Annotated in this window: 19 protein-coding genes and 1 pseudogene; 14 read left to right on the top strand and 6 right to left on the bottom strand. The window is 71.3% G+C overall.

What is annotated here, in order from left to right; all coding sequences use genetic code 11:
• Positions 1 to 10: 10 nt before the first annotated feature.
• On the bottom strand, positions 11 to 643 hold the full coding sequence (locus QC385_RS31175; protein ID WP_279544710.1) for a histidine phosphatase family protein: 633 nt from the start codon (positions 641 to 643) through the stop codon (positions 11 to 13).
• Positions 640 to 2,124 carry an FGGY-family carbohydrate kinase gene (locus QC385_RS31170; RefSeq protein ID WP_279544709.1) on the bottom strand — a complete coding sequence of 495 codons (1,485 nt, stop codon included), beginning with the start codon at positions 2,122 to 2,124 and terminating at the stop codon, positions 640 to 642. The genes QC385_RS31175 and QC385_RS31170 overlap by 4 nt, the downstream gene beginning before the upstream one ends.
• Positions 2,125 to 2,280: 156 nt before the next feature.
• Between QC385_RS31170 and QC385_RS31165 the strand changes: the two genes are divergently transcribed.
• The 10 genes and pseudogenes from QC385_RS31165 to QC385_RS31120 all read left to right on the top strand — a co-directional run bounded on the left by QC385_RS31165 (position 2,281) and on the right by QC385_RS31120 (position 12,023).
• Complete coding sequence (locus QC385_RS31165; protein ID WP_279544708.1) at positions 2,281 to 3,702, top strand: ABC transporter substrate-binding protein; 1,422 nt, start codon at positions 2,281 to 2,283, stop codon at positions 3,700 to 3,702.
• A 3-nt stretch (positions 3,703 to 3,705) separates the two neighbouring features.
• Positions 3,706 to 4,587 (top strand): carbohydrate ABC transporter permease, encoded by an 882-nt coding sequence (locus QC385_RS31160; RefSeq protein WP_279544707.1) that lies wholly within the window; start codon positions 3,706 to 3,708, stop codon positions 4,585 to 4,587.
• A complete protein-coding gene (locus tag QC385_RS31155; RefSeq protein WP_279544706.1) occupies positions 4,588 to 5,412 on the top strand; it encodes a carbohydrate ABC transporter permease in 825 nt (274 codons plus the stop codon). It begins immediately after the preceding gene.
• Positions 5,409 to 6,497, top strand: a complete 1,089-nt coding sequence (locus QC385_RS31150) for an ABC transporter ATP-binding protein (RefSeq protein ID WP_279544705.1) — start codon at positions 5,409 to 5,411, stop codon at positions 6,495 to 6,497. The genes QC385_RS31155 and QC385_RS31150 overlap by 4 nt, the downstream gene beginning before the upstream one ends.
• Positions 6,494 to 7,318, top strand: coding sequence for a DeoR/GlpR family DNA-binding transcription regulator (locus QC385_RS31145; protein ID WP_279544704.1), 825 nt, complete (start codon positions 6,494 to 6,496; stop codon positions 7,316 to 7,318). The genes QC385_RS31150 and QC385_RS31145 overlap by 4 nt, the downstream gene beginning before the upstream one ends.
• Positions 7,296 to 8,375, top strand: coding sequence for an ABC transporter ATP-binding protein (locus tag QC385_RS31140; protein ID WP_279544703.1), 1,080 nt, complete (start codon positions 7,296 to 7,298; stop codon positions 8,373 to 8,375). Before QC385_RS31145 ends, QC385_RS31140 begins: the two co-directional genes overlap by 23 nt.
• The gene (locus QC385_RS31135) at positions 8,372 to 9,403 is read left to right on the top strand and encodes a 2-hydroxyacid dehydrogenase (RefSeq protein WP_279544702.1); all 1,032 of its coding nucleotides are present in this window, start codon (positions 8,372 to 8,374) and stop codon (positions 9,401 to 9,403) included. Before QC385_RS31140 ends, QC385_RS31135 begins: the two co-directional genes overlap by 4 nt.
• 18 nt (positions 9,404 to 9,421) lie before the next feature.
• Positions 9,422 to 10,846, top strand: coding sequence for a carbohydrate kinase (locus QC385_RS31130; protein ID WP_279544701.1), 1,425 nt, complete (start codon positions 9,422 to 9,424; stop codon positions 10,844 to 10,846).
• Positions 10,847 to 10,872: 26 nt separating this feature from the next.
• A pseudogene (locus QC385_RS31125) lies at positions 10,873 to 11,802 on the top strand (glycerophosphodiester phosphodiesterase family protein).
• Positions 11,802 to 12,023 (top strand): hypothetical protein, encoded by a 222-nt coding sequence (locus tag QC385_RS31120; RefSeq protein ID WP_279544700.1) that lies wholly within the window; start codon positions 11,802 to 11,804, stop codon positions 12,021 to 12,023. Before QC385_RS31125 ends, QC385_RS31120 begins: the two are co-directional and overlap by 1 nt.
• 3 nt (positions 12,024 to 12,026) lie before the next feature.
• Here the strand turns inward: QC385_RS31120 and QC385_RS31115 are convergent, their stop codons facing one another.
• A complete protein-coding gene (locus QC385_RS31115) occupies positions 12,027 to 12,665 on the bottom strand; it encodes a mycothiol-dependent nitroreductase Rv2466c family protein (RefSeq protein ID WP_279544699.1) in 639 nt (212 codons plus the stop codon).
• Between the two features lie 137 nt (positions 12,666 to 12,802).
• Here QC385_RS31115 and pepN point away from each other — a divergent pair, with 137 nt between their 5' ends.
• The 3 genes from pepN to QC385_RS31100 all read left to right on the top strand — a co-directional run bounded on the left by pepN (position 12,803) and on the right by QC385_RS31100 (position 16,974).
• Positions 12,803 to 15,382, top strand: a complete 2,580-nt coding sequence (gene pepN, locus QC385_RS31110) for an aminopeptidase N (RefSeq protein ID WP_279544698.1) — start codon at positions 12,803 to 12,805, stop codon at positions 15,380 to 15,382.
• A gap of 196 nt (positions 15,383 to 15,578) precedes the next feature.
• Positions 15,579 to 16,619, top strand: a complete 1,041-nt coding sequence (locus tag QC385_RS31105) for a hypothetical protein (protein WP_279544697.1) — start codon at positions 15,579 to 15,581, stop codon at positions 16,617 to 16,619.
• Positions 16,620 to 16,827: 208 nt separating this feature from the next.
• Positions 16,828 to 16,974 (top strand): hypothetical protein, encoded by a 147-nt coding sequence (locus tag QC385_RS31100; protein WP_279544696.1) that lies wholly within the window; start codon positions 16,828 to 16,830, stop codon positions 16,972 to 16,974.
• Positions 16,975 to 17,348: 374 nt separating this feature from the next.
• Here QC385_RS31100 and QC385_RS31095 read toward each other — a convergent pair whose 3' ends face one another.
• The 3 genes from QC385_RS31095 to QC385_RS31085 all read right to left on the bottom strand — a co-directional run bounded on the left by QC385_RS31095 (position 17,349) and on the right by QC385_RS31085 (position 21,037).
• Positions 17,349 to 18,488, bottom strand: a complete 1,140-nt coding sequence (locus QC385_RS31095) for a serine hydrolase domain-containing protein (RefSeq protein WP_279544695.1) — start codon at positions 18,486 to 18,488, stop codon at positions 17,349 to 17,351.
• A gap of 92 nt (positions 18,489 to 18,580) precedes the next feature.
• Entirely contained in the window at positions 18,581 to 20,338 is a 1,758-nt protein-coding gene (locus QC385_RS31090; RefSeq protein ID WP_279544694.1) for a TIGR03767 family metallophosphoesterase, read from the bottom strand.
• Between the two features lie 231 nt (positions 20,339 to 20,569).
• Positions 20,570 to 21,037 (bottom strand): NUDIX hydrolase, encoded by a 468-nt coding sequence (locus QC385_RS31085; protein WP_279544693.1) that lies wholly within the window; start codon positions 21,035 to 21,037, stop codon positions 20,570 to 20,572.
• A gap of 221 nt (positions 21,038 to 21,258) precedes the next feature.
• Here QC385_RS31085 and QC385_RS31080 point away from each other — a divergent pair, with 221 nt between their 5' ends.
• Positions 21,259 to 24,555, top strand: a complete 3,297-nt coding sequence (locus tag QC385_RS31080) for a S8 family serine peptidase (RefSeq protein ID WP_279544692.1) — start codon at positions 21,259 to 21,261, stop codon at positions 24,553 to 24,555.
• The last annotated feature ends 17 nt before the right edge of the window (positions 24,556 to 24,572 follow it).

The following is a 24,572-nucleotide window of genomic DNA, read 5'->3' as shown; positions in this document are numbered from 1 at the left end:
GCTCATGGTGCTACGGCACGTCCGCCTCGCACGGCACATTGAGTGAGAGGAGTGCGGCGGAACCGTCAGGGTTCATGCGCAGTTCGCTGATCGCCGCGTTCCGCAACCGCGGGAACACTCTGCGGTACTCCCCGGCCGGGATCGACAGCAGTGTGCACAGCACCAGGCGCAGCAGGGTGTTGTGGGCGACCACGAGGACGCGTCCGCCGGGGTGGGCGGTGGCGATACGCCGCAGGGCGCCGGCCCCGCGGGCCGCTGCCGCCGTCGGGTCCTCGGCGCCGGGGAAGGGGTGGGCGACGGGGTCGGCGCGGAAGGCCGCGGCCCGGCCGGGGTCCTCGGCCTCGAACTCGGCGAGCGTACGGCCCTCCAAGACTCCGAAGTCGCATTCGCCGAGGCCGGGTTCGCGCCGCGGGACGAGGCCCAGGGCACGGCAGGCGGGCTCGGCGGTGGCGATGGCCCGGGAGAGCGGCGACGTCCAGATCGCGTCGACGGGGTGGGCGGCGGCCCAGCGGCCGAGGGCCTCGGCCTGGGCGCGGCCGGTGTCGGTGAGGTCGATGTCGCTGACCCCGGCGTACCGGTTCTCGGCGTGCCAGACGGTCTGCCCGTGCCGGGCCAGGAGGAGGGTCGTGGTCGTGATGGTCATGACTTCCCGGTGTCCAGGTGCAGGCGGGTTCGGGCGTGTGCCGCGACGGGGGCGGGGAGCCAGCCGCGGGTCTCCAGTGCGTCGACGAGGCGAGCGTACGGCTCGGTGAAGCGGGCGGTGCGGTCGGCGCGGGGTTCGAGGACGGTGCGGACGCGGACCATGCGCTCGGCGACGCCGGCGAGGGATCCGGCTCCGGGAGCCCCGTGAACCTCGTACGCCCCGTACGCGGCCAAGGCCGCCATTCCCAGGGCCGGTTGTGTCTGTTCCGGGACGCGGGCCGGGCGGCCGAGGATGTCGGCGCGGAGCTGGTTCCAGTACGGGCTGCGCGCACCGCCGCCGGTGAAGGTGAGCGGACCGTCGAGGGGGGCGCCCAGGTGGTGCAGATAGTCCAGGCACAGGCGTTCCGCGAAGCCGACGCCCTGGAGCAGCGCGGCCCACAGGCCGGCGTCGCCCTCGGGTTCGCCCAGGACGAGGGGGACCGCCTCCGGCGCCCGGAACGGGAACCGCTCCCCCGGCGACACCAGCGGGTACGCGACCGCGCGGGACGGCTCGAACGCCGCCGCCGACTCGTCCATCGTGGCGGGGTCGGCGTCCGGGAAGTGCGCGGTGAGGGCCCCCGCTCCCACGCTCGACGCCCCGCCGGGCAGCCAGGTGCCGTCGGGGGCGCGGTGGTTGTAGACGACGCCGGTGGGGTCCCGGACGGGGACGCGGGCGGCTCCCTTCAGCACGAGCGTGGTGCCGAGCACCGAGTTCCAGGAGCCGGGGCGCAGCGCGCCCGAGGCGATCTGGGCCGCGCAGCCGTCCGTCATCCCGGCGAGCACGGGCGTGCCGGCGGGGATGCCGGTGGCGTCGGCGGCGTCCGCGCGGACCTCGCCCAGGCGCGTGCCCGGGCGTACGACGCCGGGCAGCAGGCGGTCCGGTACGCCGAGTTGGGCCAGAGCGGCCTCCGGCCAGGCCTCCGCGTGCAGGTCGTAGCCGGTCTTGAGGGCGTGGCTGGAGTCCGCCGGGGGCGGTTCGCCGGTGAGGCGGGTGACGACCAGGTCGGGCTGGTGGGCGAGCCGGAGGCCGGGGCCGTACTCCCCCACCAGCCACAGCGCCTTCGGCAGCGCCCAGGTGTCCTGGACCGCGAGCCCCGCCTCCCTGGCCCGCGCGGCCTCCGCCGCCGCGCGGCCGTCGTCGTACATCAGCGCGGGGCTCACCGGGCGGCCCGAGCCGTCCGTCAGCAGGACCGTGCCCGACGTGCCGCACACCGCGAGGCCGCCGACCGGTACGCCTGGCGCGGAGCCGAGTGCCGCGCGGGACGCCGTGCACAGCGCCGACCACCACCGCTCCGGGTCCTGCTCGTGCCGCATCCCCTCCCGCCGCCCGGTCAGCGGGGCCGAGCCGCTGCCGAGGACCCTGCCGTCGGCGGTGACGAGCAGCACGCGGACGCTCTGTGTGCCCAGGTCGATCCCCAGCCAGCCAGCATCCTCGTCCGCCATCCGGAACCTCCCACGACGTCGCAGCCGGAAGTGTGAACTTCTCACTGTGCCCCGATATTTTCCCGTGCGCGAGGGATTGACGCCCAACTTCAGCCGTTCCACCCTCTGTTGACGAGTCGACTCGACGTGTTAACCAGCCCCCACGTGGAGGTACGGATGAACACGCACGTGCACGACCGGCGGCGCTTCCTCGCACTCGCCGCCGGGGCTGCCGCGGCCCCGCTGCTCACGGCCTGCGGCGCCGGCTTCGGCGGGGACGACAGCAAGAGCGACGGGTCCGCCGCCGACGACGTCACCGGCTCCTTCGACTGGAAGCGGGAGAAGGGCACCACCGTCAAGGCGCTGCTCAACAAGCACCCGTACACGGACGCGCTCATCGCCGACCTGAAGCCCTTCACCGCGAAGACCGGGATCAAGGTCGAGTACGACGTCTTCCCGGAGGACAACTACTTCGACAAGCTCACGGTGGACCTGTCCAGCGGCCGTGCCTCCTACGACGTCTTCATGCTCGGCGCGTACATGGTGTGGCAGTACGGTCCGCCGGGCTGGCTGGAGGACCTCGGGCCCTGGATGCGCAACTCCTCGGCGACGGGCGCCGAGTGGGACCAGGCGGACTTCTTCCCGAACCTGCTCCAGGCCGACCAGTGGTCGCTGAAGGCGGGCGCGCCGCTCGGCCAGGGCGGGCAGTACGCGCTGCCGTGGGGCTGGGAGACGAACGTCGTCGCCTACAACACCGAGGTGTTCGGGAAACTGGGGCTGAAGCCGGCCGAGACCTTCGACGAGCTGGCCGAACTCGCCGGGACCATCAAGCGGAAGGCGCCGGGCGCCGGCTTCGACGGGATGTACGGGATCGCCGTACGCGGCTCCAGGAGCTGGGCCACCATCCACCCCGGCTTCATGACGATGTACGCACGCAACGGGCTGAAGGACTTCACGGTCGACGGCGGGAAGCTCACACCCGCCATGAACAGCCGCGAGGCCGTCGCGTTCACCGAGGACTGGGCGCGGATGGTCAAACGGGGCGGGCCGCCGTCCTGGACGTCGTACACCTGGTACCAGTGCTCCAGCGACCTGGGTGCGAAGAAGGCCGGGATGCTGTTCGACGCCGACACGGCCGCCTACTTCCAGGCGGTGAAGGGCGCGAGCCCGGCCTCCGGGAAGATCGCCTTCCACCCGGGGCCGAAGGGCCCGGACGGGTCGCTCGCCACCAACATGTGGATCTGGTCGCTCGGCATGAACGCCAAGAGCGAGAAGAAGAGCGCCAGTTGGCTCTTCCTCCAGTGGGCCACCGGCAAGGAGCACCTGCGCAAGGGCGCGATCACGCACAACCACATCGACCCGGTGCGCAAGTCGGTCGCCGACGACGCCGCGTACAAGGACAAGATGCGGCACCTGCCGGGCTTCCTGGAGACCTTCGAGACGGTCGTCGACCAGACGAAGATCCAGTTCACCCCGCAGGCGCAGTTCTTCGACGCGACCACCAGCTGGGCCGCGGCCCTCCAGGAGATCTACGGCGGCAAGGGCGCGCGGTCGGTCCTCGACGGGCTGGCGGACGACCTCGCCGGCAAGGTGGGCTAGCCGATGGGGTGGCGGCTCACCCTGCGCCCGTACGTCCTGATCGTGCCCGCACTGCTGCTGACCTGCGGGATCCTCTACCCGTTCGGGCTCGGCCTGTACTACACGCTGTTCGACTTCTCGGCGAGCAAACCGCAGCCGGACATGGTGCGGTTCGAGAACTATTCGACGGTCTTCACGCAGGAGGCCTTCTGGAACTCCGCCTGGGTGACGGTGCTGTACGCGGTCGGGGCGGCCCTCGCCGAGACCGTGCTCGGGGTGGCCGTCGCCCTGCTGCTGCACCGGTCGAGTCTCCTCGGCCGGGTTCTGGAGAAGATCCTGATCCTGCCGCTGATGATCGCCCCGGTGATCGCGGCGATCATCTGGAAGCTGATGCTCCAGCCCTCGGTGGGAGTGGTCAACTACCTGCTGAGGCCCTTCGGTCTGGGCGGGGTGCAGTGGACCGACACCCCGACGGGTGCCCTCCTGTCGTCGATCGCCGTGGACGTGTGGGTGTACACGCCGTTCGTGGCGATCCTCGCCCTCGCCGGTCTGCGGTCGCTGCCCACCTCCCCGTTCGAGGCGGCGGCCGTGGACGGCGCGGGGTGGTGGTACACCTTCCGCCGGCTGACCCTGCCGATGCTGTGGCCGTACGTGCTGGTCGCGGTGATCTTCCGGTTCATGGACTCGCTGAAGGTGTTCGACATCATCTACGCCCTCACCGAGGGCGGGCCCGGTGACTCCACCGTCGTCCTCCAGATCCGGGCGTACCTGGAGGCGATCCGCTTCCAGCGCTACTCCTTCGGCATCAGCTACACGATCGTGCTGTGGGCCGTGGTGTACCTGGCCGCGATGGTGCTGGTGAAGCACCTGGGGAAGATCCAGCGGCGGGCCGCGGAGGTGACCTGAGTGAAGAAGCGTGTGCTGGGGTGGCTCGCGGACGCCGCCCTCGTCCTCTACTTCGTCTTCGCGCTGTTCCCGATCGCCTGGATGGTGATCCTGTCGCTGAAACCGGCGGACCAGCTCTTCTCCACCTACTTCTCCTTCTCCCCCACCCTCGACGGCTACCGGACGGTCCTCGGTGACAGCGAGGGCATCCCGTTCGTGAGGTTCTTCGTCAACAGCCTGGTGGTGTCGGTCGGCGCGGTGGTGCTGTCGCTGGTGGTCGGGCTGCCGGCGGCGTACGCCTCGGCTCGGTGGCGGTTCAAGGGCTCGGAGAACCTGATGTTCACGCTGCTGTCGTTCCGCTTCGCGCCCGAACTGACCGTCATCATCCCGCTGTTCGTGCTGTACCAGAAGCTCGGGCTGTTCGACACGTACGTCGGCATGGTGTGGGTGCTGCAACTCGTCACCCTGCCGCTGATCGTGTGGATCATGCGGTCGTACTTCGCCGATCTGACGCCGGAGCTGGAGCAGGCGGCGCTGCTGGACGGCTACACCCGCAAGCAGGCGTTCTTCAAGGTCGCCCTGCCCCTGGTCAAACCCGGTGTCGCGGCCGTGTCGCTGCTCGCCTTCATCTTCGCCTGGAACAACTTCGTCTTCCCGCTGATCCTCACCTCCAACGAGGCCCAGACGGTGACCGTGGGCGCGCTGTCCTTCCTCGGCGGGGACCGGCCCAAGTACAACCTGACGGCCGCCGCCGCGCTGGTGTCTGTCGTACCGCCGCTGCTGCTGGCGCTGACGATCCAGCGGTATCTGGTGCGGGGGCTGTCGTTCGGGGCGGTGAAGTCATGATCACGCTGAGCGGGATACGGAAGGCGTACGGAAAGACTCTCGCGCTCGACGGGTTGGAACTGGACGTTCGGGAGGGCGAGTTCTTCTGCCTGCTGGGCCCGTCCGGCGCGGGCAAGACCACGACACTCAAGACCGTCGCCGGGCTCGAACAACCCGACTCCGGCACGGTCGTGCTCGACGGCGAGGACATGCGGTGCGTCGAGCCGTACGACCGGGGCGTGGCGATGTGCTTCGAGAGCTACGCCCTCTACCCGCACCGCTCGGCCTACGACAACCTCGCCTCACCCCTGCGCTCGCCCCGGCACCGGCTGCCCGCCGCCGAGGCCCGGCAGCGGATCGGCGCGATCGCCGAACTGCTGGGCATCTCGGCGCTGCTGGACCGGCCCGTGGGCCAGTTGTCCAACGGACAGCGACAGCGCGTCGCCCTCGGCCGGGTGCTGGTCCGCCCCGCCCGGGCCTTCCTCCTCGACGAGCCGCTCTCCCACCTCGACGCCAAACTCCGCCAGCAGATGCGGGCCGAGCTGAAGGCGATCGGGGCCGTGCAGCACACCACCACGCTGTACGTCACCCACGACTCCGTCGAGGCGCTGGCGCTCGGCGACCGGATCGGGGTCATCCGGCAGGGGCGGATCGTGCAGACGGGCACCCGGGAGGAGATCTGGTACCGGCCCCACGACACGGAGGTCGCGCGGGCCTTCGGGCGGCCCCGGATCAACCTGCTGCCGGGGGTGGTGACGGAGAGCGGCGTGCGGTCGGACGGCGGTGTGGAGCTGCCGGTCCGGGCACAGGCCGCGCCGGGCACGGACGTCCTCGTCGGCATCCGCCCCCGGGACATCGCCCTGCACGGCGAGGGGCACGAGCTCACCGGGACCGTGTACGTCACCGAGGTGCTCGGCCGGTCCGTCGAGGTCACCGTCCGGCTCGGGACCGGGGAGCAGCGGGTGTCGCTGGTGGCCCCCCGGGCGGACGCGGCACGCCTTCGTCCGGACGATCCGGTACGGCTCGTCGTCCGGCCTGAGAACCTGCTGCTGTTCGAGGCCGACCGGCCGGAGCGACCGGGACGACGGATAGAGACACAGCTATGAGCAGCAGCAGTGGTGGACAGCAGGGGCCGGCGGCGCGGCAGGCCGCCATGGCCGAGCAGGTGCTGGCCGACGGCTCGGCGACGGCGGCGGAGCTCGCCGAGCGGTTCGGGGTGAGCCTGATGACCATCCACCGGGACCTCGACGAGCTCGAACGGCAGGGGATCGTACGGAAGTTCCGGGGCGGGGTGACCGCGCAGCCGTCGGGGGTCTTCGAGTCGAACGTGCAGTACCGGCTGAAGACCATGCGGGCCGAGAAGGCCGCCGTCGCCGAGCACGCGCTGCGGATGGTGGAGCCCGGCATGGCGATCCTGCTGGACGACTCCACGTCCGCCCTGGAGATAGCCCGGCGCCTGCGCACGGGCGAGGTCACGCCGCTGACGGTCGTCACCAACTTCCTGGAGGCGATCAACCTGCTGGCCGACCAGCGGGGCATCCACCTGATGGCGCTCGGCGGCGACTACGACCCGCTGCACTCCTCCTTCCTGGGGGTGTCCTGCGTGGAGGCGGTCGAGCAGCTGCGGGTGGACGTGTGCTTCGCGTCGACGTCGGCGGTGCACGGGGGTTACGCCTACCACCAGGAGCAGCACATCGTGTCCGTGAAGCGGGCGATGCTGGACGCGGCCGCGCGGAACGTCCTGCTGATCGACCACACCAAGCTCGGCCGGGTCGCCCTGCACCGGGTCGTCCCGCTGTCCCGCTTCGATCTGCTCCTGGTGGACGACGGGGCGTCGGCGGAGGCGCTGCGGGACCTGGACGAGCACAAGGTCCGTTACGAGGTCTGTGCGACGAAGGGCAGCGATGACCGAGCTGGAGCTACGTGATCTGCGCAAGACCTACCAGGCCCGGGGTCGTCCGGGCGTGGACGCGGTGCGCGGCCTCGACCTCGCGCTGCGTTCCGGGGAGCTGCTCGGACTGCTGGGCCCATCGGGCTGCGGCAAGTCGACGACCCTGCGCATGATCGCCGGTCTCGAGCCGGTGACCGGCGGGGACATCCTGGTCGGCGGGGCGTCGGTGGTCGAACGGCCCGCGCAGCAGCGGAACATCGGGGTCGCGTTCGAGAACTACGCGCTGTATCCGCCGCTGTCGGTGGCGGAGAACCTGGCGTTCGGGCTGAAGGCCCGGGGCCGTAAGGCTCGTGGGGACGTCGACCGCAAGGTGAAGGAGATCGCCGAACGGGTCGGCCTGACCGACCTCCTCGACGCCCGCCCGGCGGGCCTGTCCAGCGGCCAGAAGCAGCGGGTCTCCCTGGCCCGGGCCCTGATCCGCGAACCGGACGTGCTGCTGCTCGACGAACCCCTCTCCCACCTGGACGCCGCCCAGCGTGACACCACCCGCCGCGAACTCAAGCGCATCCAGAAGGACCTGGGCCACACCACCATCCTGGTCACCCACGACCAGGAGGAGGCCCTCTCCCTCGCCGACCGGATCGCCGTGATGAAGGACGGCGTCATCCAGCAGCTCGGCACCCCGTACGAGATCTACGACAGCCCGGCCAACGTGTTCGTCGCGGACTTCGTCGGCGAGCCCGCGATCACGCTGCTGCCCGGCATCGCCGACCGCGACGGCTACGCCCGCCTCTCCGACTCGGTGCGGATCGCGCTGCCCGTGCCGGTGGACCCGGGGCGGGAGGTGGTGGTCGGGATCCGCCCGGAGGACGTCCGGCTCACCGCCGGAGACGGCCTGCCCGCCCGGGTCGTCGCCCATGAGCCGTTGCTGGAGTCGGGCATCGCGACCCTCGCTCTCGACGGTGTCGAACGGCATCTGGTCGTCCTCACCGATCCCGAGGTGCGGCTCGCCCACGACGAGCGGGTCCGGGTCGCCGCCGACCTCCAGTACATCCATGTCTTCGACGCCGAGACAGGAGAAGCTTTGCGATGACTGACGGAAACAGCGTGCGTGTCGTGGCCGCCGGTGACCACTTCGTCCTGCCGTCGCTGATCACGCGGGCGGTGGAGCACGAGGTGGAGCTGGCCCAGGTGACGGAACTGAGGCTCGGCTGGCCGCTGGAGCCGTTCGGGCCGGTCGCCGAGGTGCAGGAGGCCAGTGACGCCGAGGACGAGATGATCGAGGCGCTGGCCGGGGCACAGGTGCTGGTCACGCAGATGGGGCCGGTCACCGAACGAGTTCTCGCGGCCTGCCCGGATCTGAGGCTGGTCGTGGTCTGCCGGGGCGGGCCGGTCAACGTCAACCTGGACGCGGCCAAGCGGCGTGACGTGCGGGTGTGCTTCGCGCCGGGCCGCAACGCCGCCGCCACCGCCGAGTTCACCGTCGGCATGATGCTGGCCGCCCTGCGCCGCATTCCCCAGGCCCACGACCCGCTGGCCCGGCAGGGCAGTTGGGAGGGCGCGACGTACTACACGTACGAGCGGAGCGGTCTGGAGCTGGAGGACCTGGCCGTCGGGCTGGTCGGGTACGGGGCCGTCGGCAGCCGGGTCGCGCGGGTGTTGTGCGCGTTCGGGGCGCGGGTGATGGTGTACGACCCGTATGTGCACGGCGAGATCCACGGACTGCGCGTGACCTCGCTGGACGAACTGCTGCGCCGCTCCCAGGTGATCACCCTGCACGCCCGGCTCACCCCCGAGACCCGGGGTCTGATCGGCGCCCGGGAGCTGGGGCTGCTGCCGTCCGGCGCGGTGGTGGTGAACGTGGCCCGGGGCCCGCTGCTGGACGAGGGCGCGCTGTGCGACGCGCTGGAGGGCGGGCAGGTGTCGGCGGCGGCGCTCGACACGTACGAGCGGGAGCCGCTGCCGGCTCAGTCGCGGCTTCTCGGGCTGGGCGACCGTGTCGTGCTCACCCCGCATCTGGGCGGCGCTTCGCGCGCCGTCGCGGAGAAGGCCGCGCGGATCGCCGCCGGGGAAGTGGGCCGCTGGGTCCGTGGAGAGCCCCTCGCCCACTGCCTGACCTGAGACCCGGAGGAGAGCCGCATGTACGTCGGAATCGATGTGGGCACGTCCATGGTCAAGGCGGCGGCCTTCGACGACACCGGCCGGGAACTGGCCGTGTCGTCCCGCCCGGTCGACCTGAAACTGCACGGCGGGTTCGTCGAGCAGGACATGGAGGAGGTGTACGGGGCGGTCGTCGCCGTGCTGGACGAGCTCACCGAACGGGTACCGGGGCCGGTCGAGCTGGCCGGGCTCACCGGGCAGGGCGACGGGGTGTGGCTGGTCGACGGGGAGGGCCGGCCCGTGCGGGCGGCGGCCTCCTGGATGGACGGGCGGGCGCACGAACTGGTCGACCGGTGGCTGGCCGACGGCACGTTCGAGACGGTGTTCCGGCGGACGGGCAGCGCGATGTTCCCGGGCTGCCCGGGGCCGCTGCTGGCCTGGCTTGACAGCAACGACCCCAAGGCGCTGGATGCCGCGAAGGCGGCCCTGTACTGCAAGGACATGGTGTTCCAGCGGCTGACGGGGGCGGGTCCGGCGACGGATGTGTCGGACGCCTCGATGCCCTTCCTGGACCCGCGCACCCGGACGTACGACAACCGGGTCGTGGAGCTGCTGGGGCTCACGCACCGGCGCGGGTTGCTCGCCCCGGTGAGCGACCCGGTCGCGACGGCCGAGGCGCGCGGTCAGGGCCTGCCGCCGGGCACCCGGATCGCGAACGGGCCGTACGATCTGCCGGCGTGTGCGCTGGGCGCCGGGGTGACGGCCCCGGGGGACGGTCTGCTGATCGTCGGGACCTGTCTGGCCAGCCTGGTCGCCACGACCGAGCTGGACCTCACGGGCGAACCGGCCGGCCTGTACATCTCCACCGACCGGCCCGGGTACTGGCTGCGCGCCATGCCCGCGATGGTCGGCACGGCGGCCCTGGACTGGGTGCTGTCGACGACCGGTGTGCGGCACGACGAGGTGGACGGCCTGCTGGCCGAGACCCCGCCGGGCGCGAACGGCGTGCGCGTGCTGCCGTACTTCGCGCCCTCCGGCGAACGCGCCCCCTTCGTCGAGCCACGGCTGCGCGCCGAACTCACGGGTGTCTCCCTGGAGTCGACCCGGGGCGACCTGGTCCGCGCCACCTGCGAGGGCATCGGGTACGCGGCCCGGCACTGCCTGGAGGCGGCGGGCCTCGACGGGAATCTGGCCGTCTGCGGCGGCGGCACCCGCAGCCCCGCCTGGATGCGGCTGCTCGCCGATGTGCTCGGCCGGCCGCTGCGGGTCGTCGAGGGCGAGGTGGGCGCGCGCGGCGCGGTCCTCGCGGCGGCCGAGCGGTACGGGGTGCCGCTGGACGCGCGGGTGTGGACGCGGCCGACGCAGGTCGTCGAGCCGGACCGGGGCCGGGCCGCGTACTACACGAACGGGTACGAAGAGCACTTGGTCCGGCTTGCCGGGGCGCGGGCCCGGGCAAGGAGCTGAACATCCGGATGGCGAAAGGGAACTGGATGCACCTGAGACGCCGATCTCTCCTGCTCGCGGCCGCCGCCACCCCGGCGGCCGCGACCGTACCCGCGCTCGCGGCTCCCGCGGACGCGGCCGCTGCCGGCGGGCGGCCGCTGGTCATCGGCCACCGCGGCGCCGCCGGCTGGCGCCCCGAGCACACGGCCACCTCGTACACGTACGCCGTGCGGACGGGCGCCGACTGGACCGAACCGGACCTGGTGCCGACCAGGGCCTGTTCCGAGTTCCCCGTCGTCCGCGCGAAGCACCGGGCGTCGGGGCGCAGGCGGGGAACTCGGAACAGGCCCTGAGGACCACGTGCTGGTGGTCCGGCACGAGAACGAGATCTCCCAGACCACCGACGTGGCCCGGCGCCCGGAGTTCGCGGACCGCCGCACGACGAAGACGGTCGACGGCCGGTCCGTGACCGGATGGTTCACGGAGGACTTCACCCTCGCCGAGCTGAAGACGCTGCGGGCGGTGGAGCGGCTGCCGCAGGTCCGCAACCGCAACACGGTCTTCGACGGGCGCGAGGAGGTCATGACCTTCCAGGAGGTCGTGGACCTGGCGCGGAAGCTGTCGAAGGCGCACGGCCGGACGATCGCCGTCTTCCCGGAGACCAAGCACCCGACGTACTTCCGGTCCATCGGCCTGCCCCTGGAGCCGAAGCTGGCGGCCGCGATCCGCCGCAACCGGCTGACAAGTCGTCGCTCGTCGGCACGTCACTCCTCGCGGACGCCCACGCGGCGGGGCTGCGCGTGGGGCCGTACACCTTCCGGACGGAGAACCAGTTCCTGCCGGCGGAATTCCGGCGCGGCACCGGAAGCACCGATTTCGGGGACGCGTTCGCCGAGTACGCGCTGTACTACCGCTGGGGGGTCGACGCGGTGGTGACCGACTTCCCCGACCTGGCGGTGATGGCGAGGAGGGGCTGATGTTCTTCAAGGACAAGCACTGCCCGACCTGTGGCGGCAGCCGAACGCAGGTGTTCACGCCGCTCAAGCCCGAGGAGAGAAAGGCGCTCGGCACGCACCGCACGGACCTGTGGCGCTGCACCGCCGCGGGCTGCCGGTGGTACCAGCCCTGGGGCCATCAGGCCGGCGGGGGCCGGCTCCCGGAGGAACTGCAGAACCCGGGAGCCGACGCCTCGGTGTGATGCTTAGAGGTTGGAGAAGTCCGGGCCCTTGGTGCGGGTGCGCTTGATCTCGTAGAAGCCCGGCACCGAGGCCACGGCGAGGGTGCCGTCCCACAGGCGGGCGGCCTCCTCGCCCTTGGGGGCCGGGGTGACGACCGGGCCGAAGAAGGCGATCTGCTCGCCGTCCGCGCCGGGCACGGCGATGACCGGGGTGCCGACCTCCTGGCCGACCTTGTCGATGCCCTCCTTGTGGGAGGCGCGCAGCTCGGGCTCGTACCGGGTGCCGTCCCAGTGCTCCATGAGGGACTCGGGCAGGCCGACGTCCTTCAGGGCGGCGGCGACCGTCTCCTTGCCGGGACCCTCGCCCTGGTTGTGGATGCGGGTGCCGAGCGCGGTGTAGAGGTCGCCCAGCACCTCGGCGCCGTGCTCCTGCTGCGCCGCTATGACGATCCGGACCGGACCCCACGCCTTGGTCTCGAGCAGCTCGCGGTACTCCTCGGGCAGCTCGTCGAGCTTGTCCTCGTTGAGCACGGCGAGGCTCATGACATGCCAGCGGACCTGGATGTCCCTGACCTTCTCCACCTCGAGAACCCAGCGGGAGGTCATCCACGCCCAGGGGCACAGCGGGTCGAACCAGAAGTCGACGGGGGTCTTGTCCGACATGTCTCTCCTCATGAGGAAACCGTTTCTCCGGGAACGCCACTGCTCGCCCCCGTCATTCCCGGCTGCCTCGGGTCAGGGGTACGTGGCAGGATCGTCGCTGTTCAGCCGTATCCGACGACGCTTGAGGAGTTCCGCCCGTGCCCGGTGAGAATCTGTCCCGCGACGAGGCCCGGGAGCGGGCCGCCCTGATCGGCGTCGACGGGTACGAGGTGTCCCTCGACCTGCGGTCCGCGGTCGGCGCGGACGACACCGACGGGCCCCGCACGTTCCGGTCCGTCACGACCGTCCGGTTCCGCTGCAACGAGCCCGGCGCGAGCAGCTTCGCCGATCTGATCGCCCCGAGTGTGACGGCCGTCTCACTCAACGGCCGCGATCTGGACCCCGGGGAGATCTTCGACGGCTCGCGGATCACGCTGGAGGACCTGGCCGCCGACAACGAGCTGGTGGTCGACGCGCAGTGCGCCTACTCCCGCACGGGCGAGGGCCTGCACCGCTTCGTCGACCCCGAGGACGGCGAGGTGTACCTGTACACGCAGTACGAGCCGGCCGACTCGCGCCGCGTCTTCGCGAACTTCGAGCAGCCCGACCTCAAGGCCCCGTTCCGCTTCGAGGTGCGGGCGCCGGAGGGCTGGACGGTGTGGAGCAACGGCGTGGGCGAACAGGCCGACGGCGGGTGGCGGTTCGCCGAGACCAAGCCGATCTCGACGTACATCACGTGTGTGGTGGCGGGCCCGTACCACTACGTGACGGACTCCTACTCCCGTACGTTCGCCGACGGCACGACGCTGGAGATCCCCCTCGGCGCCCTGTGCCGCAAAGGTCTGGCGCCCTACTTCGACGCCGAGGACGTCTTCCTGGTCACCAAGCAGGGCCTGGACTTCTTCCACGACCACTTCGACTATCCGTACCCGTTCGGCAAGTACGACCAGGCGTTCGTGCCCGAGTACAACCTGGGCGCGATGGAGAACCCGGGTCTGGTGACGTTCCGGGAGGAGTTCATCTTCCGGGGCAAGGTGACGCAGGCCTCCTACGAGGGCCGGGCCAACGTCGTCCTGCACGAGATGGCGCACATGTGGTTCGGCGACCTGGTCACCATGGAGTGGTGGGACGACCTGTGGCTGAAGGAGTCGTTCGCGGACTTCATGGGCGAGTTCTCGCTGGTCGGCGCGACCCGCTTCGTCAACGGCTGGGTCACCTTCGCCAACCGCCGCAAGTCCTGGGCCTACCGGGCCGACCAGCTGCCCTCCACGCACCCGATCACGGCGGACATCCGCGACCTCCAGGACGCCAAGCTGAACTTCGACGGCATCACGTACGCCAAGGGCGCGTCGGTGCTGAAGCAACTGGTGGCGTACGTCGGCCAGGACGCGTTCCTGGAGGGCGCCCGGCGCTACTTCAAGCGGCACGCGTACGGCAACACGCGCCTCGGTGACCTGCTGTCGGTGCTGGAGGAGACCAGCGGCCGGGACATGAGCGCCTGGTCGCGGTCCTGGCTCCAGACGGCCGGGGTGAACTCGCTGACCCCGCAGCTGCTGCTGGACCCGCAGGGCCGCGTCCAGGAGCTGGCGGTGGTGCAGGAGGCGGCCGAGTCGCATCCCGAACTGCGCCCGCACCGGGTGGCGGTGGGCCTGTACCGGGCGACGGACGGCGGGGCCGTCGAGCGGTACGCGCGCGCCGAGGTGGACGTCGGCGGCCCCCGCACGGTCGTGACGGAACTGTCCGGCGCCGAGGCGCCCGACCTGGTCCTGGTCAACGACGACGATCTGACGTACTGCAAGATCCGCTTCGACGAGACCTCGCTGGCGACGCTGCGCGAGCACCTGGGGTCGGTGACCGATCCGCTGGCGCGCGCCCTGTGCTGGTCGGCGCTGTGGAACATGACGCGGGACGCGCTGCTCCCGGCGAGGGACTTCGTGGACCTGGTGCTGCGGTTCGCGGGGGGCGAGTCCGAGATCGGCGTGGTGCAGATGCTGCACGCGTGGGCCGAGTCGGCGGTCACGCACTACGCGGCGCCCGCCCGGCGGGAGACGACCGCCCGCCTCCTCGCCGAGGGCGCCCGGCGCGAGCTGTACGCGGCCGAGGCCGGCAGCGAGCACCAGCTGGCGTGGGCGCGTTTCTTCGCCCGGACGGCCACCGCCGAGGCCGACTTCGAGCTGCTGGGCGATCTGCTGGCGGGCACGGGGTCGGTCGAGGGCCTCGACCTGGACCAGGAGCTGCGGTGGGTGTTCCTGGAGCCGCTGGCCGCGCACGGGGTGGTGGACGAGAAGACGCTGGCCGAGGAGCTGGCCCGGGACGACACGGCGTCCGGCAAGCGCCACCAGGTGCGCTGTCTGGCCGCCCGGCCGTCGGAGGCGGTCAAGGCGCAGGCGTGGGCGCAGGTCGTGGAGTCGGACGCGCTGTCCAACGCCATGGTCGAGGCGACCATCGCGGGCTTCTCGCAGGGCTCGCAGCGGGAGTTGCTCGCACCGTACGCGCAGAAGTACTTCGCGGCGATCGAGCGGGTGTGGGCCGAGCGGTCGATCCAGATCGGGATGCACGTGGTGCAGGGCATGTTCCCCTCGCTCCAGCAGTCCCGGGAGACCCTCGACGCCACGGACGCGTGGCTGGAGGCCCACCGGGAGGCGGCTCCGGCCCTGCGCCGGCTGGTGCTGGAGGCCCGGGACGACCTGGCGCGGGCACTGCGGGGGCAGGACTGCGACGCGGCCTCCGACCAGTAGCTTTGGCCTGAGATCAGGGCGTTCCGCCATCGTTACGAGATACGTGCCCCGCAAGCCGTAACCCCTGGTCCGCACCCGAACGGACCAGGGGCTTTCGGCATCCGAACACCCGTCCTTTAGGGCTGGGTTATCCGCATTTGTCGACGGACCTGTAACAGCGGTTCAAGGACGGTCGAAGCACGGGAAATTGCGGGTCATGACCCACAACACCCCGCTCTCCCCCCGCCCCCTGCACGACCTGTCCGGCCGCCGCCGGCTCCGCGTGATGACGGTCGCGCAGCTCCGCTCGCACGGCGTGACGACGTCCGAGACGAACGAGCAGTGCCGCCCGGGCGGACCCTGGCAGCAGCTGCTCCCGGGCGTCGTCCTGCTCCACCCGGGCCCGCCGACCAGCGAGGAGCGGCTGCACGCGGTGCTGATGTACGCGGCGCGGGAGCGCGGCACGGGCGTCCCCGCCCAGCCCGGCGCGAACGGGGGGCGCGCCCCCGCCTACCCGGACGTGATGATCACCGGCCTGGCCGCCCTGACGCTGCACGGCTTCTCCTCCACTCCCCCGCTGCCGTCCCTGGACGCGATCGACGTCCTGGTCCCGCGGTTGCGCCGGCTGCGCTCGACGGGCTGTGCGCGCATCGTCCGCAGCGCCACCCTGCCCTCCCCCGAGCAGGTCACGGGCCTGCCGGTGGCCCCGGTCGCCCGCGCGCTGGCCGACGCGGTGGCCGGCCTCGGGGACGCCGGCACCGTGCGCCGGCTGATGACGGAGGCGGTACGCGGCGCCCACTGCGAACCGGCGGCGGTGGTGCGGGAGCTGAACCAGGCGCGGCTGCTGAGCCGTCCGCACGTGGTGGACGCGGTGGATTCCCTGCTGGCCGAGGGCCGGGTGATCGCGGAGGACCGCCTGTACCGGATGGTGCGCGAGTACGGTCTGCCCGACCCGGTCTGGAACGTGGACCTGCGCCTGCCCGGCGGCCCCTACCTCGGGGGCCTGGACGCGTACTGGCCCGACCAGGCGGTGGCGCTGGAGCTGGACACGCGGGCGCCCCGGCAGGACGGCGACGCCCTGTGGTCCGAGTACGCCCGCAAACGCGAGCACCTGGAGCGCCTCGGCATCACGGTCGTCCACATCACGCCCAGGAAGCTCCGCGACAGTCCGGAGCAGCAGGCGACGGTGGTCCGCACGGCCCTGATGGCCTCGGCCGACCGCGATCCGGCCGCGTATGTCGCGGTACTGCCCCGGTAATGACCGACCGGGCAGGGCCGGGAGGAGAGAGGAGGGGCCGCCGGAGTCGCCGGCGGCCCCTCCTCTCACTCCGGCGGCGACCGATCATGATCTGTCGCGGCGGCAGCTTCGAACAAAGGGTGAGGGGAAACGCCCCGCCCCGCCCCGCCCGGCGTGAGGCCCGCCGCCGCGGAAGAGGGCCAGTGTCGAGCTGAGGCGAGGAGGCGCGATGGACCGAGGAGCCGGAGCCCGGAGGGAGGGTGACACGCAAGGGCGGCGAGGAGGGTCCGCGGACGACCCCGGGCTGGATCAGTTGCTCGTCCGCGCCGCCGACGGCGACGAACAGGCCTTCGCCGAGCTGTACGCCGGCCGGTGAGGAAGCGGTCTTCGAGAAGCACCTGGCCGTGTGCGGCCCCTGCCGTCGGGAAGTCGATCAGCTGTCGCGAAGAAGTTGCTGTCGAGCGGTACCTCGTCCAGATGGGCGACCTCCGCCAGCAGCGCGGCGAGCCGCTCTGCCGCGGCCGATACCGCGGGATGTGGCGGCGCTTCGCGGGGCCGGGCTCCCTCCATGACGCCCCTGGCCGCCTCCTGAAGTTGCTGTCCCTTCATGAGGAGGACCCTCTCGGCTGCGACTGTCGCCTGCCCTTCCTCGCTGGGGATTCGGAGCCGGGCAGCCGAGGGATGGAGGGTCCGGCTGTTCTTCTCGCATGATGAGCGGGCCTCTCACCAAGCGGACAGCCGGGCGCCGTCCTAGGTGCCGCAGAACTCCGCCTCGATGATCGCTTCGGTGCTGCCCGACCAGTCGCTGTTGAAGTTGACGGCGAGCGTGTGGCGGCCGTCCTCGGTCGTCACGGCGTCGGAGTTGGAGCCGCTGATGCCGCCGTCGTGGCCCCAGACGTGGACGCCGCAGCTGAGCTTGCGGTCGACGAGCCCCAGGCCGTAGCGGCTGGTCTCCCGGCTGGAGGGAACCGTGGTCTTCATCTTCTTCAGCTGCTCGGGCGGCAGCAGCCTGCCGCGGAGCAGGGCCGAGTAGAAGCGGTTCAGATCGGCCGAGCCGGAGACCATCTGGCCCGAGCCGTAGGCCAGACGCGCGTTCAGTTCCGTGACGTCGTACGTCGGGCCCGTGTCCGTCTCGGCCAGCTTGGAGTAGGCGCGGCTGCTGGGCCGGGGCAGGGTGACCCGGGTGGTGGGGACGGACGTGGAGGTCAGGTGCAGCGGGGCGATGATGCGCCGGTCGATCTCGTCGCCGTAGTCGTTGCCCGTGGCCTTCTCGATCACCCGCGCGGCCAGGAGGTAGTTCGTGTTGGAGTACTCGAACGAACTGCCGGGCGCGAAGTACGGCTCGTTCGCCAGGGCGAAGGCGAGCAGTTCCTCGGGCTCCGCCTCGTCGAACCGGTGCTTCATGAAACCGTCCGCGGTCATGTACGTCCGCTGGAAACCGGCGTCCCCCAGGTAGTCGAAGATGCCGCTGGTGTGGTTCAGGAGCTGGCGGAGGGTGATCTCGCGGCCGTCGTGGCCGTTGCCCCGGACCACGCCCGGCAGCCACTTGTCCACCGTGTCGTCCAGCGACAGCCGCCCCTCCGCCTCCAGTTGCAGGACGACGGTGGCGACGAACGTCTTGGAGATGCTGGCGACGCGGTAGTGGTCGCGTGTCGAACGCGGCTTGCCCGTCCTGAGGTCGCCCACTCCGGCCGTGGCCGCCCAGGCGCCGTGCCCTCGCTGCACTCTCACGGTCACGCCCGGGACCCCGTCGGCGACCGCGGCCCGCATCGCCTGCCGGGTGGCGTCGTGGCCGTCTGCGGGCGGGGCCGCGACCGCGGGGCCCGCCAGGGCCGCCGACAGTGCCACGGCCGTCGCCGCCATCAGGAACCTGCGTGCGCGTCTGTTCATGTCCCGTACCCCCGTCATGCCGAGCGGTGTCAGGGGGTGGGACCGCGAGTCGGCGGGCCGGAGTTGACCGGCCCGGGCGGGTTGGGCGGGATTCAGCCCTTCTTGAGCACCAGCTCGGTGTTGCGGTCCTCCGGGTCGCCGCCGAGGGTCGTGCTCGCGCCGGGGGCGTTGAGGGACAGCTCGCGGTAGAGGGCCGCGAGGCCGGTCTGGGAGAGGTCGGAGAAGTCCGTGCGGTGCGGGGCCGAGGACTCCACCAGCGTGGTGAACAGGGAGACCGTGCCGTCCTTGTTGTCGGTCAGCTCGATGATGCGGGCGAGCTGGGGGTAGTCGACGTGGGAGGCCGTGGAGACCTCCCAGAAGGAGCCGCCGCCGGACATCGCGTGCGGGGTGATGACGTTCTTGTGGATGTGGCCGTTCACCCAGGCGAGCACGTTGCGGTGGCCGCCGAGCAGGGCGAGGACCTCCTGGCCGTTGTGCCGGCGCTCGTGGGGGCGGGCCGGGTCGGTGCGGGTGTTCGTCATCGTCTTGCTGGTGTGATGGCTGAAGATCACCGCGTAGGAGTCCTTGTTCTCCCGCAGTGTCCGGTCGAGCCACTTCAGCTGTGCCGTGCCGAGAGAGCCCTCGTAGTGGCCGCCCGCGTCGGTGGTGTCCAGGCTGATGCCGATGACGTCGTCGGAGACGCGGAAGGCGTAGTACTGGGTGCCCGTGTCGAGGTTGGCGGAGGAGTAGCCGTGGCCGGCCGGGCCGATGCCGCGGTAGGCCGGGTCCAGGTGGGCCCGGATGTACTCGGTGGGGGTGAAGGGGGCGCGGCTCTCGTCCGGGGTGACCGAGCGCGTGGCCCGGGCGTGGGTCTTGAGGAAGTCGTGGTAGCGGACGCCCTCGGGGTCCCGGGCCTTCTTGATGAGGGTCTGGAGCCGCTGCGCCTCGGCGGCGGACACGTTCATCAGCTTCTTGCCGCCGACGGCGAGTTCGGTGAGGAAGGAGTCGCCGTGCGAGGCGTAGCAGCCCATCGGCATGGTGTCGTGGTTGCCGACGGTGGAGTACCAGGGCAGGTTGAGGCCGGGGCTGCGGACCTCGCGGATGGCGGCCTTGAGGAAGCCGTCGAGGTGCGGGAAACCGGCCTGCTTGTCGGTGTCGCGGACCGCGGCGTCCGGCTGCCAGTACTGCTTGAGGCCGCTGTTCTGGACGCCCTCGTACCGGCGCGGGTCCCCGGTGTTGGGGGTGATGCGCCCGCCGCTCATGACCTTCAGGAACCACTCCAGCTCGGACTTGGCGTTGTTGTCCGTGTTGTCGCCGGTGGTCATGGCGAAGTGCAGCGGGCTTCCGGTGACGGGCGCGCCGCGCAGCGCGTTGATCCGCTCCACCAGCGCGATCGCGCCCTGCACGGTCAGCGCCTCGTGCGGCCTCCAGGCGTGCACGTCGGCGGCGCGCAGGTACTCCAGGCGCAGCGGGTGCTGGGCGTCGATGATGTGCAGGTCGGTGAGCTGGACGAACGCCGCGAGCGCGGTACGGCGCCCGGCGCGGCCGGACTTGGGTGCGGCCAGCTCGGAGCGCACGACCCGCCGCCAGCCGGGTCCGTCGCCCAGACGCCGGTAGCCGGAGCCGCGCGGGGTGGACACGGACGCCACGGTCGTGCCCTTGGTGTAGGGGGCCAGCGGCGCGGCCGGTGCCCGGCGGGAGGAGGCGGCGACGGCCTCGGTGGTTTCCCTGGTGCCCGTGGCGGCCTGGCTGTCGCTGGGCCGCAGGGCGTAGCCGACGCCCGCGGACAGGGCGACCGCTCCGGTGGCGGCGAGGACGGAACGACGGTGGATGCCCTGGCCGGAGCCGGCAACTGAGCGTGTGCGCGACATGCGCTTCTCTCCCCGAGTGCGAACGCGTCGGCAGTGGTCGCGGGATGTCCGGCACGCGAACATCCCGCTCGTACTGGATCGTTGGCACTGGGAATGACCTGCGCGTAAACGGGATGGCAACGCGCAGCGCCGATCACCGTACGTGGATCTTGGACTACCCTGCGCGTCGTCGGCCGCTCCGGGAACGGCCGGGAGTCGGTCACGCGGTGTTCATCTTCCGGGGTACTGAACCTATTCGGCGTCCTCCATGACGCCGGCGAGCCGCCCGGTGACCGGCCGCTCCCGCCACAGGCGCAGTGCTATGTCGACCATCCCCACCCGGACCAGTCCGGGCACCGCGTCCAGGTCCTGCCAGGCGGCGAGGTCGGTGGAGCCGTTCACCTCGTTGCGCAGTTCGCCGCCGATGATCCGGCCCTCGTAGACGAAGCGGACGGCGTGATGGTCGACGGCCCGTCCGATGCCTTCGCGGAAGACACGGTGGGAGGAGTCCACGCCGAGCAGTCCGGTGACCTCGATGCGGTACCCGGTCTCCTCCTCGACCTCCCTGCGCACGGTGTCGTAGGGGTCCTCGCCGTGCTCCATGCCGCCGCCGGGCATGACCCACTCGGGGGTGCCGTCGGCGGCGGGGGAACGGGCGAGCAGGATCTGTCCGTCACGGACGCATACGGCGTAGGCCGCCACCCTCAACTTCTGTCTCACTCCGGGACGTTAACCGATTTCGCCGCCTTCGGGACTCATGCCCGCAAAACGCATCGCGGGTTTTCCCCATACATCCATTTCGTTTCGGTCAACCCTCCCCAAAGAACCTCACCTTGCGTAAAGCTGTGCGATCGTCCGGGCCTGCGTTCCGGACGGTCGCGACCAGGACCGATCAGGCCCCCGGTCGCTCCCGCTCGTTCCTTTACCTACAAGGGATGCCGATGACCAACACCCCCCAGCGTGACCTGATATCGGCCCGCAGACGCGTGGCGCGCGTCGCCGTGGCCGCCGGTCTCGTCGCCGCGCTCTCCGCGGCCGGGCCGGTCCCCCTGGCCTTCGCCGCCGACGAGCCGGGCGCGTCCGCCCCGGCCGACGCCGAGGTCAAGTCCGCGCACCACAAGCTCGGTTCGGGCGACGCGGACCTGCTCGCCGAGGCGAAGGCGGACGGCGACAAGACCGTCACGATGATGATCGCCACCGCGCCCGGGCAGACCGAGCAGGTCGCCGGGCAGCTGGACGCGGTCAAGGGCGGCTCGGTGGGCCGGTCCGACGACAAGCTGGGCTACGTCCGCGCCACCGTCCCGACGTCCCGGGCGGACTCGGCCATCGCCGCCGCCGCCAAGCTCTCCTCCGTGCACGGCATCGACCTGCGCGAGGAGATCCCGCTGGACGACCCGACGCCGGCCGCGGACACCGCCAAGGGCGCCAAGGCCGCCGCGGGGACCTACCCGGCACCGGGGAAGAAGACCCCGGCGGAGAACCCGTACAACCCGTCCTTCGAGACGGGCGCGGTCGACTTCGTCGAGGACCACCCGAAGGCGGACGGCCGCGGCATCACCATCGGCATCCTGGACTCCGGCGTCGACCTGGGCCACCCGGCGCTCCAGAAGACCACGACCGGCGAGCGGAAGATCGTCGACTGGGTGACGGCGACGGACCCGGTCGTCGACAACGACAACACCTGGCGCCGGATGGACACTTCGGTCTCGGGCCCCACGTTCACGCACGACGGCAGGACCTGGAAGGCGCCGTCGGGCTCGTACCAGGTGAGCACCTTCAAGGAGTCGTACACCACCGGCGGTGACGCCGCGGGTGACGCCAACCGCGACGGCGACACCACGGACTCCTGGGGCGTGCTGTACGACCCGGCCGCCGGTACGGTCCGCGTCGACCTGAACAACAACTTCGACTTCGCCGACGACACCGCGATGAAGCCCTACAAGGACGGCTTCCAGATCGGGTACTTCGGCACCGACGACCCGAAGACCGACATCGCCGAGCGGCAGCCGTTCGTCGTCGAGATCCGCAAGGACGTCGTCTACAACGGCGCCGGCGCGAAGGCCGACTTCGTCAACATCGGTGTCATCGAGTCCGAGCACGGCACGCACGTCGCGGGCATCACCGCCGCGAACGGCCTGTTCGGCGGCAAGATGGACGGCGCCGCCCCGGGCGCCAAGCTGGTCTCCTCGCGCGCCTGCACCTGGTCCGGCGGCTGCACCAACGTCGCCCTCACCGAGGGCATGATCGACCTCGTCACCAAGCGCGGTGTCGACATCGTCAACATGTCGATCGGCGGCCTGCCCGCGCTGAACGACGGCAACAACGCGCGCGCCGAGCTGTACACGCGCCTCATCGACACCTACGGCGTCCAGCTGGTGATCTCCGCGGGCAACTCCGGCCCCGGCACCAACACCATCGGCGACCCGTCCCTGGCCGACAAGGTCATCTCGGTCGGCGCGTCCGTCTCCAAGCAGACCTGGGCCGCCAACTACGGCTCGGTCGTGGAGAAGAAGTACGCGCTGATGCCGTTCTCCTCGCGCGGCCCGCGTGAGGACGGCGGTTTCACCCCGACCCTGGTCGCCCCGGGCGCGGCGATCAACACCATCCAGACCTGGATGCCGGGCCAGCCGGTCGCCGAGGCGGGCTACTCCCTGCCGGCCGGCTACGGCATGCTCCAGGGCACCTCGATGGCCTCCCCGCAGGCCGCCGGCGCCGCCGCGCTGCTGCTGTCGGCCGCCGAGCAGAAGAAGATCGAGCTCACGCCTGCGACGCTGCGCACGGCCCTCACCTCGACCGCCGACCACATCAAGGGTGTGCAGGCGTACGAGGAGGGCGCGGGCCTGATGAACATCGAGGACGCCTGGGACTCGATCCGCGACGGTGCGACCTCCCACGCGTACACGGTGAAGGCGCCGGTCGACACCGCGATGGACGACAAGCTCAAGACGCCCGGCTACGGCACGGGCCTGTACGACCGTGAGGGCGGCCTGAAGGCCGGCAAGAAGAAGACGTACGAGATCACCGTCACGCGTACGTCCGGCGCCGCCAAGGCGGTCCGGCACGAGCTGCACTTCGAGAACAACGCGGGCGGCACGTTCCGGATCGTCGGCTCCGACGAGGTGAAGCTGCCGCTGAACAAGCCGGTCACCGTCAAGGTCCAGGCCGCGCCGAAGTCCGCGGGCATCAAGAGCGCGATCCTGGAGGTCGACGACCCGAAGACCGAGGGCATCGACCGGCAGGTCCTGAACACGGTCGTGGTCGCCGCGCCGCTGAAGTACACGTTCTCGGCGTCCGGTTCGGTACAGCGCAACAGCTCGCGGCACTACTACGTCACCGTGCCCGAGGGCGCGAAGACGCTCGAGGTCGCGATGAGCGGGCTGAAGGACAAGAGCCAGACCCGGTTCATCTCCATCCACCCGTACGGCGTCCCGTCCGACCCGACGTCGACGATCAACTGCTACCCGAACTACGCGAACCCGGCCAACACCTGCCGCCCGGACCTGCGTTCCTACGCGGACCCGAAGTCCGGCGTGTGGGAGATCGAGGTCGAGTCGCGCCGTACGTCGCCGCTGCTCGACAACCCGTACAAGCTCGACGTCGCCGTGCTCGGCGCGGCCTTCGAGCCGGAGACCGTGACCGTGCCCGAGGCGAAGGTCGGCGCCCCGGCCGCCGCCTCCTGGAAGGTGACGAACGGCTTCGCCGCGATCGACGGCAAGCTGGTGGGCGGTTCGCTCGGCTCCTCGAAGACGACCCGGCCGTCGATCAAGAACGGCGAGACGCAGACCACCACGGTCGAGGTGCCCGCGGGCGCGAAGTCGCTGGACGTCGCCATCGGCGGTGTCTCGGACGCGGCCGCGGACCTGGACCTCGCGGTCTACGACGCCGCCGGCAAGCAGGTCGGCAGCTCCGCGGACGGCGACTCGGAGGAGTCGGTCTCCGTCCCCTCCCCGGCCGCCGGCAAGTACACCATCAAGGTCGACGGCTACTCGGTGCCGACCGGCACGACCGAGTACGACTACCGGGACGTGTTCTTCGCTCCCTCCCTCGGCAGCGTCACCGTCGACGGTTCGGCGCCGGTGAAGCTCGGCACGGGCGACTCGGCGACGGTCTCGGGCAGCGTCACCGCCGCGGCGGCCGCGCCCGAGGGGCGTGTGTTCTTCGGCGAGGTCCAGCTGGTCAACGCGCGCGGGACGGCCGCGGGCGTGGGCAGTGTGAAGATCGAGAAGGTCCTGCCGTAGCGGTTCGACGGCATCAA

It is taken from the genome of Streptomyces sp. DH10, assembly GCF_029813805.1.
GTDB classification, from domain to species: domain Bacteria; phylum Actinomycetota; class Actinomycetes; order Streptomycetales; family Streptomycetaceae; genus Streptomyces; species Streptomyces coeruleofuscus.
This window is presented reverse-complemented; position numbering and strand designations above follow the sequence as displayed.